This is a genomic window from Nonomuraea sp. B1E8, from assembly GCF_039871515.1.
In the GTDB taxonomy this organism is placed as follows: Bacteria; Actinomycetota; Actinomycetes; order Streptosporangiales; family Streptosporangiaceae; genus Nonomuraea.
Window position 1 is genome coordinate 72,991 of record NZ_JBDPLS010000005.1, and the last position, 13,956, is coordinate 86,946.

The 13,956-nt window shown below is 67.7% G+C and carries 11 protein-coding genes and 4 tRNA genes; 10 read left to right on the forward strand and 5 right to left on the reverse strand.

What is annotated here, in order from left to right; all coding sequences use genetic code 11:
* Positions 1-181: 181 nt before the first annotated feature.
* The 4 genes from ABGA98_RS18345 to ABGA98_RS18360 form a co-directional block, all read right to left on the reverse strand.
* Positions 182-255 (reverse strand) — tRNA-Phe (locus ABGA98_RS18345).
* A 5-nt stretch (positions 256-260) separates the two neighbouring features.
* A tRNA-Asp gene (locus ABGA98_RS18350) sits at positions 261-335 on the reverse strand.
* 90 nt (positions 336-425) lie between these two features.
* Positions 426-498, reverse strand: a tRNA-Glu gene (locus ABGA98_RS18355).
* Positions 499-2,058 (reverse strand): metallophosphoesterase, encoded by a 1,560-nt coding sequence (locus ABGA98_RS18360; RefSeq protein WP_347619534.1) that lies wholly within the window; start codon positions 2,056-2,058, stop codon positions 499-501.
* 42 nt (positions 2,059-2,100) lie between these two features.
* On the opposite strand from ABGA98_RS18360, the gene ABGA98_RS18365 reads away from it, so the two are divergent.
* Positions 2,101-2,442 carry a metallopeptidase family protein gene (locus ABGA98_RS18365; protein ID WP_347619535.1) on the forward strand — a complete coding sequence of 114 codons (342 nt, stop codon included), beginning with the start codon at positions 2,101-2,103 and terminating at the stop codon, positions 2,440-2,442.
* Between the two features lie 110 nt (positions 2,443-2,552).
* The gene (locus tag ABGA98_RS18370; RefSeq protein WP_347619536.1) at positions 2,553-3,818 is read left to right on the forward strand and encodes an MFS transporter; all 1,266 of its coding nucleotides are present in this window, start codon (positions 2,553-2,555) and stop codon (positions 3,816-3,818) included.
* Here the strand turns inward: ABGA98_RS18370 and ABGA98_RS18375 are convergent, their stop codons facing one another.
* A complete protein-coding gene (locus tag ABGA98_RS18375; RefSeq protein WP_347619537.1) occupies positions 3,819-4,112 on the reverse strand; it encodes a PspC domain-containing protein in 294 nt (97 codons plus the stop codon). It lies immediately after the preceding gene.
* Between the two features lie 93 nt (positions 4,113-4,205).
* On the opposite strand from ABGA98_RS18375, the gene ABGA98_RS18380 reads away from it, so the two are divergent.
* From ABGA98_RS18380 to ABGA98_RS18415, 8 genes are all read left to right on the forward strand, one after another.
* The gene (locus ABGA98_RS18380) at positions 4,206-5,360 is read left to right on the forward strand and encodes an acyl-CoA dehydrogenase family protein (protein ID WP_347619538.1); all 1,155 of its coding nucleotides are present in this window, start codon (positions 4,206-4,208) and stop codon (positions 5,358-5,360) included.
* Positions 5,361-5,409: 49 nt separating this feature from the next.
* Positions 5,410-5,485 (forward strand) — tRNA-Lys (locus ABGA98_RS18385).
* 550 nt (positions 5,486-6,035) lie between these two features.
* Positions 6,036-6,749, forward strand: coding sequence for an urease subunit gamma (locus tag ABGA98_RS18390; RefSeq protein WP_347619977.1), 714 nt, complete (start codon positions 6,036-6,038; stop codon positions 6,747-6,749).
* A 115-nt stretch (positions 6,750-6,864) separates the two neighbouring features.
* The gene (locus tag ABGA98_RS18395; RefSeq protein ID WP_347619978.1) at positions 6,865-8,652 is read left to right on the forward strand and encodes an urease subunit alpha; all 1,788 of its coding nucleotides are present in this window, start codon (positions 6,865-6,867) and stop codon (positions 8,650-8,652) included.
* A 39-nt stretch (positions 8,653-8,691) separates the two neighbouring features.
* Positions 8,692-9,366 carry an urease accessory UreF family protein gene (locus ABGA98_RS18400; protein ID WP_347619539.1) on the forward strand — a complete coding sequence of 225 codons (675 nt, stop codon included), beginning with the start codon at positions 8,692-8,694 and terminating at the stop codon, positions 9,364-9,366.
* Positions 9,367-9,393: 27 nt separating this feature from the next.
* Positions 9,394-10,095: an urease accessory protein UreG gene (gene ureG, locus ABGA98_RS18405; RefSeq protein ID WP_347619540.1), complete on the forward strand. Its 702-nt coding sequence runs from the start codon at positions 9,394-9,396 to the stop codon at positions 10,093-10,095.
* Complete coding sequence (locus ABGA98_RS18410) at positions 10,092-10,979, forward strand: urease accessory protein UreD (RefSeq protein ID WP_347619541.1); 888 nt, start codon at positions 10,092-10,094, stop codon at positions 10,977-10,979. The genes ureG and ABGA98_RS18410 overlap by 4 nt, the downstream gene beginning before the upstream one ends.
* A 206-nt stretch (positions 10,980-11,185) precedes the next feature.
* Positions 11,186-13,906 (forward strand): LuxR C-terminal-related transcriptional regulator, encoded by a 2,721-nt coding sequence (locus ABGA98_RS18415; RefSeq protein ID WP_347619979.1) that lies wholly within the window; start codon positions 11,186-11,188, stop codon positions 13,904-13,906.
* The last annotated feature ends 50 nt before the right edge of the window (positions 13,907-13,956 follow it).

The following is a 13,956-nucleotide window of genomic DNA, read 5'->3' on the forward strand; positions in this document are numbered from 1 at the left end:
CATGGGTTTGACGCGCTGAGTGACGAAGGCTTCGAGTCGGTTTGAAAGGTTGATCGAACGGCTCGAGAACATACCGCCGCACGTCCTCTGCCAGCTGACGTTGCCGTCACTGTTGCTGTCACCGGAATCAAAAAGCCCCGAACAGTGATCCGTTCGGGGCATCTTGGCTGGTCATTTGATGTGGTCAGGGGCGGGGTCGAACCGCCGACCTTCCGCTTTTCAGGCGGACGCTCGTACCAACTGAGCTACCTGACCCAGAGCGGTCCTGACGGGACTTGAACCCGCGACCTCCACCTTGACAGGGTGGCGAGCACTCCAAACTGCTCTACAGGACCTTGCGTTTCTTGCTGTTTGCGCTCGCTTAGCTTACCAGCTTTCCGGTGATCCTCGACCAGCCGTTTTCCGGTGTTGCCAGGCGCTCGCTGTGCCCCCAACGGGATTCGAACCCGTGCCGCCGCCTTGAAAGGGCGGTGTCCTAGGCCGCTAGACGATGGGGGCTCAGGATTCCCTGTCGCCTTCCGTCGGAGACCTCTGAAGCATAGGGGACGATTGCCCCTGATGCCAAAGCGGCGAACCGGCGGTCGGCGTCTGCGAGTCAGTGACGGATCCCGTTGGCGACGGGGCGTTCGTTGGCTCTGGAGAAATCATACGGTCTGGGTCGGCCTCCACGTGACGTTGGATGTAGACCGACTGCTCCCCCAGCCCGCCGAGGGTGATGTCGTCCCAGGCTTGCAGGCGCTTCGTCTCCTTGTCGAAGTACAGAACCGAGGCCTGGACCGGGGTCGGCTGGGCGTGTTCGAGCGCGCGCAGGCCGGCCCCTCCCGTGGAGCCCTGGACGAGCATGCGGGTGCCGGAGCGGAACATCTTGGTCCTGCGGTCGTGGGTGTGGCCGGCCAGGATCATGGGGGCGGCTCCGGAGAAGCCTTCGGCCACATCGGGGTCGTGTACGGCGATCAGGTCCGGCTCGCCGACGTTGGGGAGGTGGGAGCGGGCATATTCGTCGAGTGTGCCGGGCTTCGCGGAGATGGGCACGGATTTGTCCGGAGTGAAGCGGGGATCGCCCAGACCGTAGATGGTCAGCCCTTCGACGGTTTTGGACTTGTCGTCCAGGACGATGGCGTTCTTCTGCTTCGCGACCGCCTTCTGGGTGGTCATCGAGTCGTGGTTGCCGCGGACGAAAACGTACGGGAGCCCGAGCCGGCCGATCTCGTTGACGAACTTGTTCTCGGCCTTGGTGCCGTGGTCCGAGATGTCGCCCGTATCGATGATCATGTCCACGGCGAACTGGTCTTTGAGCGACCGGATGACGTTCCAGGCGATGGGATTGATATGGATGTCCGAGACGTGGAGGACTCGAATGGTTTTCGGGTCGGCGTCGTACAACGGCAGGGTCGAGACCGTGTCGTAGAGCTTGGAGACGTTCGTCACCAGTTTCGTGAGCTGCGACCGGTACGACTCGAAACGCGTCACAATCGACTCGGCGCTGCCCACCAGGGACGGCGCCGCGGCGACCAGGCCCGAGTAGCGCGGCTCGACGAGCGAGTTCGGGCGGAAGGTGAGCGCGGCGAGCGCTCCCGTGCAGGCGAGCGCCACGGAGGCCGACAGCAGCCCCACGAGCGCCACGCGAGGCCTCCTGAACACCATCAGGACCGCCACCAGCGCCCCCGCGCCCGCGCACAGCAGGGAGCGGATGACCAGCGCGCGCACGCCGTCCAGCAGGTCGGCCTCGATCAGCGCCGGCAGGCGGTCGGCCAGCCGGGGGTCCTCGAGGAGGGCGCGGGCGCGGTCCTGGTCGATGTTCTCGAGGGTGATGCGCAACCTGAGCGGCGCCGCGTGCGTACGGAACGTGAGGGTGCCGAGCGGGCTGGCGTCCACGACCGTCTCGCCGCTCCACGCCGGCCGCAGCGACATGCCCGTTTCCACGGGACCGATCTCGGCGCGCACGGTGCCACTGAAGAAGATGCCGAGCCAGGCGCCCACAGCGGCGACGAAGAGCACCGCGACGGCTTTCGAGGCCCTCGACCGGATGGCTGCCTTTGACCAGTGGACGAACTTCATACCGTTTCTTGCATACCCGACAGGCGGGGCACAATGGCAAGTGTGATCGAGGTAACCCGGGAGAAGTTCGAGGAACTCGTGGCCGAGGCATTGGACACGATCCCCTCAGACCTCGCACGCACCATGAGCAACGTCGTCGTCACGGTCGTCGACGATCCACCAGAGCCCAACCTGCTCGGCCTGTACACCGGGATCCCCCTGACGGAACGTGGCGACTGGTACTCGGCCGTTCTTCCCGACCGCATCGAGATCTACCGCAATGCGATATGCCAGATCTGCGCTACGGAAGAGGACGTGATCGACGAAGTACGCATCACGGTCATCCATGAGATCGGGCACCACTTCGGCATCGACGACGCGCGGCTTCACGAGCTCGGCTGGTAACCCTTTGCTTCCGGTTGACTTCTTTGGGTTGCGGCTTGCCTTTGTGTTCGGCAACCTTAGGTGACATACCGAACACAGTGAGTCAGGCACAGCGGAGTCCAATGGGGGCCATGCGGGCGCGACAACTGCCAGGACGACATCGGCGTGCCGAAGGACGACAAGTCACCTACCGCGAAGTCATCGCGATCAAAGAATTCCGGGCACTCTGGTACGGCCAGGGCCTTTCGCTCCTCGGTGACCAGCTCGCCCAGGTCGCGCTCGCAGTGCTCGTCTACAACCGCACCCAATCGGCGCTGGCCACCGCCGCCGTCTACGCGCTGACCTACCTGCCCTCGATCGTGGGCGGGCCGCTGCTGGCAGGCCTGGCCGACCGGTTCGCGCGCAGAGGCGTCATGCTGACCTGCGACCTGATCAGGGCCGCACTGGTGGCCGGGATGGCCGTGCCCGGCATGCCGTTCTGGGCGCTGTGCGCACTGGTGTTCCTCGTGGTTCTGCTCAGCGCGCCGTTCTCGGCGGCGCGGGCGGCGCTGCTGCCCGAGGTGCTCGAAGGCGACATGTACGTCATCGGCTCGGCCCTGCAGAACATGACGAACCAGGCCGTCCAGATGCTCGGTTTCGCGGCCGGCGGAGCGGTGATCGCGGCCATGGGCCCCTACCGCGCGCTCGCCCTCGACGCCGCGACGTTCCTCGGATCCGCGTTGATCCTGGCCTCCGGCGTGCACCGCCGCCCCGCCGCCCACGGTGAGGGCGGCAAACCGTCCATGTGGACCATGACCGTGGCCGGAGCCCGGCTCGTGTTCGGGTCGAAGAAACTGCGGACGATCGTCCTGCTCGCCTGGTTGTGCGGCTTCTACATCCTGCCGGAGGGCCTCGCCGCGCCGTACGCGGCCACGCTCCACACCGGAACCCTGCCGATTCCGGTGATCACCGGGCTGCTGATGGCCGCCATGCCGGCCGGGACCGTCGTGGGGGCGTTCCTGTTCAGCAGGTTCGTGTCTCCGCCGCGGCGGCTGCGGCTCATGGGGTGGATGGCCATGCTCAGCTGCGCACCCCTGATCGTGACCGCGCTGCGCCCCCCGCTGGCCGTGGTGCTCGCGGCATGGGTGTTGTCGGGGATCGGCGGGGCGTACCAGCTCGCGGCCAACGCCGCTTTCGTCCAGAACGTACCGGCCGAACGGCGTGCCCAGGCGTTCGGCCTCGTCCAGTCGGGGTTGATGGCCGTACAGGGGATCGGGATCCTGGTCGGCGGGTTCGCGGCGGAGAGACTCGGCCCTGAGCCGGTGGTCGCGCTGGCCGGGGTGACCGGGGTGGTCAGCGCCGCCGTGCTCGCCATGGTCTGGACCGAGTCTCGTGGGAAGGCCCGCGCGCCGTCATGATCACGGCTGGGGCTTGTGCTCGCCGCTGTTCCAGTCGGTGTGCGTACTCCGGCTCTGCTGCTTGTTGACCAGGTCCTGGACGATCGAGGTCTCGGCCTGCTCGTCGGGGATGAGGAGCCAGCCGATCACGTACACGCCGACGCCCAGCCCGCCGAACAGCGTCGCGATCGCCAGCGCGATCCGTACCATGTTGGCGTCGATCCCGACGTACTCGCCGACGCCCGCGCAGACACCCGCGACGATCCGGCCTTTGTGAGTCCTGCGCAGCTTCTTGACGTTGTCGTAATCGCTCATGCCTCAAGACTGCCCTGGGGGCCGGTGTTAGCACATCCGGATTCTCCCTGGTAGAACCCTGGTAGTCCCTTACGCGACGAGAGGACCTCTGCGATGGACGACCTGCTGCGCCTGGACGACCAGCTCAACGCAGATCAGCGGCTGATTCGCGACACGGTCAAGTCCTTCGTGTCCGACCGCGTCCTGCCGCACGTGGGCGACTGGTTCGAGGAGGCCGCCTTCCCCGCGCGCGAACTCGCGCCCGCGCTCGGTTCGCTGGGCGTGCTCGGCATGCACCTGGAGGGTTACGGCTGCGCCGGCACGGACGCGGTGTCGTACGGCGTGGCCTGCCGGGAGCTGGAAGCGGGCGACTCCGGGCTCCGATCGTTCGTGTCCGTCCAGGGTTCGCTGGCGATGTTCCCGATCTGGCGATACGGCTCGGAAGAGCAGAAAGAGGAGTGGCTGCCCCGGATGGCCGCCGGCGAGGCGATCGGCTGCTTCGGCCTGACCGAACCGGACCACGGCTCCGACCCCGCCAACATGCGCACGTACGCCAAAAAAGACGGATCCGACTGGATCCTCAACGGCTCCAAGATGTGGATCACCAACGGCTCGATCGCCGACGTCGCCGTGATCTGGGCCCAGACCGACGAAGGCGTCCGCGGCTTCGTCGTCCCCACCTCCACCCCCGGCTTCACCGCCCCCGAGATCCACAAGAAACTTTCCCTGAGAGCCTCCGTCACCTCCTCCCTCTACTTCGACGACCTCCGCCTGCCCGCCTCCGCCGCCCTGCCCGGAGTCACCGGCCTCAAGGGCCCGCTGTCGTGCCTCTCGGAAGCCCGCTACGGCATCGTCTGGGGCGTCGTCGGCGCCGCCCGCGCCTGCCTCGAGGCGGCCGTCGACTACGCGAAGACCCGCGTCCAGTTCGACAAGCCGATCGGCGCGTTCCAGCTGACGCAGGAGAAACTCGCCTGGATGTACGTGGGCGCCGCCCAGGCCCAGCTCACCGCCCTGCACCTGGGCGAACTGAAGGACGCGGGCCGCCTCGAACCCCGGCAGATCAGCTTCGGCAAGCTGGCCAACGTACGCGCCGCCCTCGACATCGCCCGCCAGGCCCGATCCATCCTGGGCGGGAACGGGATCACCCTGGAGTACCCTGTGATCAGGCACATGAACAACCTGGAGAGTGTGCTGACGTACGAAGGGACACAGGAGATCCATACGCTGGTGCTGGGGGAAGCGCTGACCGGGCTGGCCGCCTACCGATGATGGAGGCGTCGCGGGCAGGACGGTAATCTTTGTACCCTTGCTGTAGCTAGGGGCGTTAGCTCAATTGGCAGAGCTGCGGACTTTTAATCCGTAGGTTCCGGGTTCGAGCCCCGGGCGCCCTACCACTCCACACCCCATCTCACATGCGGTTTCTCGGCCCTTGAACGTCTGATGCGAGACGAAGACGGCCGAATTCATGCTCGCCCGATGCTCTTCGGCACACGTCCGGCATACGGTGGGCCGACGACAGGATCGAAGCGATTCGGTTCGCGTTGCTGAGCAGTGATCATCTGAGACCGTCTTGTCGACCTCCTGTAGGACTCAACGCGAGCCGTGCGACTGACCGACTGGAAGCCGGATACCTCAAGCTGGCGTGCCGACGGCATTACCTCCAGCAGGCGTCGGCACGCTCCGCCCTGTCCATCCCGGCTATAGCCGGGGGACGTGAATACCGTGACGGAAGTGATGCGCGGCTCACCACAGCGCCATGCAACTATCAGTAATTGCCCAACTACTGTTTTGTAGGTAACAAGGTGGTGATCACCAGAGTCTCCTGGCACCAGCCTGCTCCCGCGTCGGTGAGGGAAACTTCTCATGGCTCCGACAGTCGGCGGTGACGGGTTCTGAAGCCGACGATGCCTGGTGATCTGCGCCGTCGACGAGCCCCGCGAAGGCATGACGCCGTCGGGGACAGAGCGAAGGCGAGGTGGTGGGGTGCACCTGACTCCTCACGAACAGGAACGTCTGATGATCCATGTGGCCGCGGACGTGGCCCGGAGACGTAAAGAACGAGGTGTTCTGCTCAACTATCCCGAGGCGGTCGCGCTCATCACAGCGCACGTGCTCGAGGCGGCACGGGACGGCAAGTCGGTCCACGAACTCATGTCAGCGGAAGCCAAGATCCTCTCCCGTGACGACGTCATGGACGGCGTGCCCGAGATGATTTCCGACCTCCAGATCGAGGCGACGTTCCCCGACGGCACCAAGCTGGTCACCATTCGCCACCCGTTCGCCGAGCCGCAGGCACAGCCGAAGGATGGAGCCGAGGCAGGGACCGAACCCGCAGCGCTGGTCCATCCAGGGAAGATCGACCATCCCGAAGGCGCAGGACAGGTGGCGTACAACGAGGGCCGCGAGCTCAGCACGGTGACGGTCACCAACACCGACGACCGTCCCGTCCAGGTGGGCTCCCACTACCACTTTTACGAGGCCAATTCCCGCCTCGATTTCGACCGCGCCGCCGCCTACGGCAAGCGGCTGCACGTTCCCGCCGGCAGTTCCGTCCGCTTCGAGCCCCAATGCACCCGGACGGTGACGCTGGTGCCCATCGAAGGCAAGCGCATCGTCGAGGGACTGCGCGGTCAGGTTGGAGGGCAGCTCGATGGATGACCCGCTGACGGACACCTCGGCAGAGCAGCCGGCGCAAGCCTCCGCCGGGCCCGACGCAGAAGCGGCGTCACCGGCGTGCGGTCAAGGCCCGGAGACCCTGCCCATCGATCTGCCCCTGACTCGCGTCCAGTACGCCGACCGGTACGGACCCACGCTCGGCGACCGGATTCGGCTGGCCGACACCGACTTGCGTATCGAGATCACCGAGGACTGGGCCGGCGGGCCCGGCCGCAGCGGCAACGAGGTCATCTTCGGCGGGGGCAAGGTGATCCGCGAGTCGATGGGCCAGTCCTGCGCGCCGCGCGACAGCGCGAGGTTCGGCGCGCCGCAGCCGCCCGACACGGTGATCACCGGCGTGGTGATCCTCGACCATTGGGGCGTGGTCAAGGCCGACGTGGGCATCAGGGACGGCCGCATCGTCGCGCTCGGCAAGGCCTACAACGACGAGACCATGGACCGGCTGCACGACGGACATACCCTGGCGACCGATTTCCTGATCGGCCCGGAGACCGAAGTCATCGCGGGCAACGGCAAGATCCTGACCGCCGGGGGCATCGACACCCACGTGCACTTCATCTGTCCCGAGCAGGTGCACGAGGCGCTGGCCGCCGGGGTCACCACCCTGATCGGCGGCGGCACCGGCCCCGCTGAGGGCAGCACCGCCACCACCGTCACGCCCGGGGCCTGGCATGTGGCGCGGCTGTTCGAGGCTCTGGACGCTTTCCCGGTCAACATCGGACTACTCGGCAAGGGCAGCACCATGTCCACCGAATCCCTTTATAACCAGGTCGAGGCGGGCGTACTCGGATTCAAGATCCACGAGGACTGGGGAGCCACCCCGGCGGTGTTGCGCCGGTGCCTGGAGGTGTGCCGGGCGACCGGCGTGCAGTTGGCCCTGCACGCCGACTCGCTGAACGAGGCCGGCGCCGTCGCCGACACCATCGAGGCCATCGGCGACCATCCGATCCACATCTTCCACGTCGAGGGCGCCGGGGGCGGCCACGCGCCCGACATGATCACCATGGCCGGGCTGCCGAACGTGCTGCCCGCCTCCACCAACCCCACTCGCCCCTTCACCGTCAACACGGTCAAGGAGCACATCGACATGGTGATGGTCTGCCACCACCTTAACCCGCTGGTGGAAGAGGACCTGGCCTTCGCCGAGTCTCGGATCCGGCCCTCCACGATGGCCGCGGAGGACGTGCTGCACGACCTCGGCGCTATCTCGATCATGTCGTCGGACGCCCAGGCGATGGGCCGCATCGGCGAGATGATCGTACGGACGTGGCAGACCGCGCACGTGATGAAGGCCCGCCGTGGCCCCTTGGACGGCGACAACGGGGCCGACAATCACCGCGCCCGCCGTTACGTCGCCAAATACACCATCAACCCGGCCATCGCACACGGCATAGATCACGAGGTCGGCTCGGTCGAGGTGGGCAAACTGGCCGACCTGGTGCTGTGGGAACCGAAGTTCTTCGGTGTCAAACCGCACCGGGTCATCAAGGGCGGACAGATCGCCTACGCGCAGGTGGGCGACGCCAACGCCTCCATCACCACCCCGCAGCCGATCCTGCCCCGGCCCATGTGGGGTGCTATGGGACGGGCGCCGGGGGCCAACGCGGTCAATTTCGTCACCGAGCAGGCCATCCAGTCCGGGCTGGCCGACAGGGTCCAGGTGCGGAAGCCCTTCCGGGCCATCCGCGACACCCGCAAGGTGTTCAAGGCCGACATGCGGGAGAACAACGCCTGTCCCGACATCGACATCGACCCCGACACCTTCGAGGTGGTGATCGGTGGCGCGAAGGCCAAGGACGTCACGACCGAGATCGACGATCAACTGATCGACGGCCAAAGCTTCGCCGACACGCTGCCCATGGCCCAGCGCTACTTCCTGTTCTGACCGCCACGGCCCGTTCGAACGGAAGGTGAGCTACGTTTCATGAGCCGCGCTGCCCTGCTGATCCTGGCCGACGGCCGTTTCCCCGCCGGAGGCCATGCCCATTCCGGCGGAGCTGAGGAGGCCGTCACCGCTGGTTGTGTGCGGGACGTGGCGAGCCTGGAGCAGTTCTGCCGCGGCCGGCTGCACACCAGCGGCCTGGTCGCGGCCGGGCTCGCCGCCACAGCCGCCACCGGATACGACCCGCTCCTGCTGGAGGAAGCGGCCGACGCCCGCACCGCGGCTCCCGCGCTACGCAACGCCTCGCGCAAGCTCGGCCGGCAACTGCTGCGGGCCGTCCGGGCCGCTTGGCCATGCACCGCGCTCGACGCCCTCGCCACTGCCCGGCCGCGCGGCGCCCATCAGCCGGTGGTCCTCGGCCTGGCCGCTCGCTGCGCCGGGCTGGCCCCACTGGACGCCGCCTACGTGGCCGCGTACGAGAGCATCAGCGGGCCGGCCACGGCGACCGTACGCCTGCTCAGGCTGGACCCCTTCGACATCACCGCCGTCCTCGCCCGGCTGGGCCCCGAGATCGACCACGTCGCAACTGCCGCAACCGAGGCGGCGCAGCGCGTCCACACGGACGGGCCAGCCGTACTACCGGCCGACTCCGCGCCGCTGCTCGACATCATCGCCGAACGACATGCCCTTCGCCCAGCCCGCCTGTTCGCCTCCTGACCACTCCTCCTTCTCCTGGAGCCAGTCATGCACCTGCACCACGACAATGCTCTCCCCGAAGGTTCTCCGCACGGCCCCGGCGGCTCCTCCCGCCGGTCTGCTGACGGCGGCCGTCGCGCCTTGCGCATCGGCCTGGGCGGGCCGGTCGGCTCCGGCAAGACCGCCACCGTTGCCGCCCTGTGCCGAGCGCTACGTGACCAGCTGTCCCTGGCAGTGGTGACCAACGACATCTACACCCGCGAGGACGCCGAGTTCCTGCTGCGTGAGGCCGTCCTGCCGGCCGGCCGCATCACCGCCGTGCAGACCGGCGCCTGCCCGCACACCGCCATCCGCGACGACATCTCCGCCAACCTCGAAGCCGCCGAGGACCTGGAAGAACACCTCGGGCCCCTCGACGTGATCCTCATCGAATCCGGTGGTGACAACCTCACCGCCACCTTCTCCAAGGGCCTCGTCGACGCGCAGATCTTCGTCATCGACGTCGCCGGTGGCGACGACATTCCCCGCAAGGGCGGCCCGGGCGTCACCACCAGCGACCTGCTCGTCATCAACAAGACCGACCTCGCCCCGCACGTCGGCGCCGACCTGGTGAGCATGGCCCGCGACGCCAAGGTCCAGCGAGGGGACTTGCCCACCGTGCTGACCGCCGTCAAAGCCACAGGAGGCATCACCCCCGTGGCCGACTGGGTCCGCGCCCGCCACGCCGACTGGACCACACCCGTCGCATGACCTCTGCGCCCGCCCCGCCCACGCCGGGGTTGCACGCCACCGCCCGCATCCGCGCCAACCGTACCGACGGCACCACCGTCCTGCCCGTGCTCGCCGGCGACGGCCCCTTCGACCTGCGCCGTACACGGGCACACGGTGATCAGGCGCGAGTCTGCATCGTCGGAACCATGAGCGCCCCGCTCGGCGGGGACCGGCTGCGCATCGAAGCCATCGCCGAACCTGGCGCTCACCTGCACCTCACCACAGCCGCCGCCACTATCGCGCTGCGCGGCCCCACCACCGCCCACTCCACCTACGACGTACACCTGACCGCCGCCGAGCACGCCAGCCTGCACTGGCTGCCCCAGCCGCTCATCTCCGCCGCCCGCAGCAATCTGCGCCAAAGCTGCACCATCGATCTGGCCCCGACCGCCCGACTACACTTCCGCGAGGAAACTGTGCTCGGCCGAGCCGGCGAGCCGCCGGGCCGGCTGACCACCCGCCTCACCGTCCACCGTGACGGACGCCCCCTGCTGGACCAGCACACGAGATACGGGCCGGGCGCGCCCGGCTGGGACGGCCCCGCCATCGCGGCCGGTCACCGCGCCCTCGGCCAGATCCTCATCGTCGGCCCCGAACTGGACCCGCCCCACGCCCGCCTGTTCGGCGACGACCCGGCGACCGGCCAAGCCGTACTGACCCCTTTGACCGGTCCCGCCCTCCTGATCACCGCTTTGGCACCCGACACCTTGCGCCTGCGCCACCTGCTGGACTTGGCACAGCAAATCGCGGAACCGCTGGAACTGCTTGGCACTGACCGGCCCACAGTGCCTGTGACGAGCCGAGCCGCAGCATCTACGAGCACTCCGACGCGGGACATCTCAGTCAGTCAGTCAGGCATGTAACCTTGGTCAACTTTGCCCTGGTCGGCCTGCAACGGTCGCAACTCGAGTACACAACCAAGATCATTGCAGCTTCGTCAGGCTCTAAAGTCCCGTGCGCGGATGCGCGAGGTGGTCTGCACACCCAACGACGTGCAGACTTGCCCGTGACTTGAGTCCGAGTCCGGAAGGTTCGGGGCACCTCACGTCGCATGACCAGGTCGTCCTGGATGGGGCCTTTGCGGGAGAATCGGCACGTGCTGCATGGAAGGTCGGCAGAGCAGGCCGCCATAGATGATCTTCTGTCAGGTGCCCGTTCCGGCTGTAGCGGCGTGCTGGTGGTGCGTGGTGAGGCTGGAATCGGGAAGTCGGCGCTGCTGGAGTATGCGGTCGACCAAGCGGCCGACATGCGGGTGTTGCGCAGCGTGGGCGTCGAGGCGGAGGCGGCGTTGGCGTTCGCCGGGCTACATATGTTGCTGGGTGGATTTGTTGATCGGTTGGGGGTGTTGCCGGGTCCGCAGGCGGCGGTGTTGCGGGGGGCGTTTGGGCTGGCGGTCGCCCCGGCGGGGGATCGGTTTCTGGCGGGGCTGGCCACGCTGTCGTTGTTGAGTGAGGTGGCCGAGGAGCGGCCGATGCTGGTCGCTGTGGATGATACGCATTGGCTGGATCGTGCCTCGGTGGATGCGTTGTTGTTCGCCGCGCGCCGGTTGGAGGCCGAGCCGATCGCGGTGGTGCTGACGGCCCGGGATGGGCATCGGTTCACTACGCCGGGCCTGCCGGAGCTGCGGCTTTCCGCCCTTGATCGTACGGCTGGCGCGGCCGTGCTGGCGGAGCACGCCAGGGACCTTGCTCCGCATGTGCGGGATCGTGTTCTTGCGGAGGCTCAGGGGAATCCGCTGGCGTTGCGTGAGCTGCCCGCCGCGATGACGCCGGAGCAACGGGCGGGTGAGGCGCCGGCGGTCTCGTTCGCCACTGGCACCCAGTCGGTGGCGAGCCGCGTAGAGGAGTCCTTCGGCGACCGCATTCAGGTCCTTCCGGAAAGGACTCGGCAATTGTTGCTGATCGCCGCTGCGGACGAAGGCGGTGACCTGGGGCTGGTGTTGCGTGCCGGCGAGCGGCTCGGTGCCGGCGTGGCTGACCTGGAGGCGGCCGAACGCGATCGGCTGGTACGGGTGAATGCGGGGCGTCTGGTTTTCACCCATCCCTTGATTCGGGCGGCCGCCTATCGGGTGGCGACGTTCTCGCAACAACTCGCCGTGCATCGGACGCTCGCCGACCTACTCGGAGAAGATCTGGCTCGCCGCGCGTGGCATCTGGCCGCCGCGACGACCGAGCCCGACGAGACTGTGGCCGCGGAGCTGGAGCGAACGGCCGAGGCCGCGCGGTCGCGCGGCGGCTACGCCGAGGTCGCCGCCGCCTATCAGCGCGCCGCCCAGCTCACCCCAGACCCGGGAAGACGCGCCATGCGGCTGGTCGCCGCCGCGCGGACTGCGGGCTTCGCCGGTCAGGGTGCGCTCGCCACCGACCTCGCCGAGCAGGCGGGTCCGCACGTTTCAGACCCACGGGCCCGGGCGCAGCTCGCGTGGCTGCGGGTATTCATCGCCCACGAGCAGGAAAGGCCTCCTCCCGTTGTCGAACTGGCCGAAGCGGCGATGGAGCTGGGCAAGCAATCGCCCCATGACAGTGTCTTCATGCTTCTGGAGGCGATGGCGGCGGCGTGGACCACTGATAGGGATCGCGAGGTACGCGATGTCATCAACTGTTCCTCACCGGTCGCTGATGGGCATTTCGGCCGGGTCACGGAGGCCGTGAGTGGCATGGGTGCCGAGGAACCGCAGAACCCCGTGCGCATCCTGCTCCATGAGATCGGCGACAGTAGCGATCGTCCGATCTGGCAACGGCAGAGCACGCTGTACTGGACGCTTTGGGCCGGCGACCTCGAGAACGCGGTGGCGGGGCTGACACAACTCCTCGATCATTGCCGGTCGACTGGGATGATCGGGCTGCTGCCACGGGTTTGTCTGCACCTTGGCCGAGGTCACCTCTTTCTTGGGCGGCACCGCGATGCGCGGGCCACATCCGAAGAAGGCCTCAAGATCGCTGAGGATACCGATCGGCCACACTTCGCGGCACATCTGTCGGGGCTGCTGGCGTGCGTGGCGGCGATCGAAGGGGACGAGGCCGGCTGCCGGGAGGCGATCGGTGATGTGCTCGCCGGCGAGCCGACCGAGCGCGGTATTGAGTCCCGGTACGCGATGGACCTGCTCGACCTGGGACTCGGCCGATACGAGGCCGTGGTGCATCGGATGGCGGAGACACTGCACGATCCCGCCATATGTCTGACGAATACGCTGGTCAACCAGGTCGAAGCGGCGGTGCATGCCGGTCGGCGGGACCTGGCGAAAAACGCCGCCGCCCGCTTCGGTACCTGGGCCGAGGTCGCCGGCCGCCCCTGTGCCGAGGCCATGGAGCTGCGCTGCCGGGCTCTTCTGGCCGATGGTGCCGAGGCCGGACGTTTGTACGCGCGAGCCGTACAACTGCATCGAGAGGACCGGGCGCAGCCGTTCGAGCGGGCGCGCACCGAGTTGCTTTATGGGACGTGGCTGCGACGGGACCGGCGCCGCAACGACGCGCGTGAGCCACTGCACTCGGCCCTGGAAATCTTTGAACGGCTCCGGGCCAAACCATGGGCCGAGCGGGCCGGCGCAGAGCTACGGGCGGCGGGCGAGGCGCGCCAGGCCCAAGCTGCCGCCCCGGATCTCCTCGACCGCCTCACCCCGCAGGAGCTCAACGTCGTGCGGCTGGCCGCGAAGGGGCTGTCCAACCGGGACATCGGCGCCCGGTTGTTCGTCAGCCCGCGGACCGTCGGCTATCACCTCTACAACGCGTATCCCAAGCTCGGCGTGGCCTCCCGGACCGAACTCATCCGCATGCTTCTGCCCAGAGATTAGGAAGGTCAGGGCGTAAGGCGGTAGCCGGCCTGATCGAACCCGGGCTTCCG

Excerpts from the sequence above, each read along its gene's own strand:
- ABGA98_RS18360 (WP_347619534.1), bottom strand. The coding sequence starts at position 2,058 with ATGAAGTTCGTCCACTGGTCAAAGGCAGCCATCCGGTCGAGGGCCTCG.
- ABGA98_RS18370 (WP_347619536.1), top strand. The coding sequence starts at position 2,553 with ATGCGGGCGCGACAACTGCCAGGACGACATCGGCGTGCCGAAGGACGA.
- ABGA98_RS18375 (WP_347619537.1), bottom strand. The coding sequence starts at position 4,112 with ATGAGCGATTACGACAACGTCAAGAAGCTGCGCAGGACTCACAAAGGC.
- ABGA98_RS18380 (WP_347619538.1), top strand. The coding sequence starts at position 4,206 with ATGGACGACCTGCTGCGCCTGGACGACCAGCTCAACGCAGATCAGCGG.
- ABGA98_RS18390 (WP_347619977.1), top strand. The coding sequence starts at position 6,036 with ATGACGCCGTCGGGGACAGAGCGAAGGCGAGGTGGTGGGGTGCACCTG.
- ABGA98_RS18400 (WP_347619539.1), top strand. The coding sequence starts at position 8,692 with ATGAGCCGCGCTGCCCTGCTGATCCTGGCCGACGGCCGTTTCCCCGCC.
- ureG (WP_347619540.1), top strand. The coding sequence starts at position 9,394 with ATGCACCTGCACCACGACAATGCTCTCCCCGAAGGTTCTCCGCACGGC.
- ABGA98_RS18410 (WP_347619541.1), top strand. The coding sequence starts at position 10,092 with ATGACCTCTGCGCCCGCCCCGCCCACGCCGGGGTTGCACGCCACCGCC.
- ABGA98_RS18415 (WP_347619979.1), top strand. The coding sequence starts at position 11,186 with ATGGGGCCTTTGCGGGAGAATCGGCACGTGCTGCATGGAAGGTCGGCA.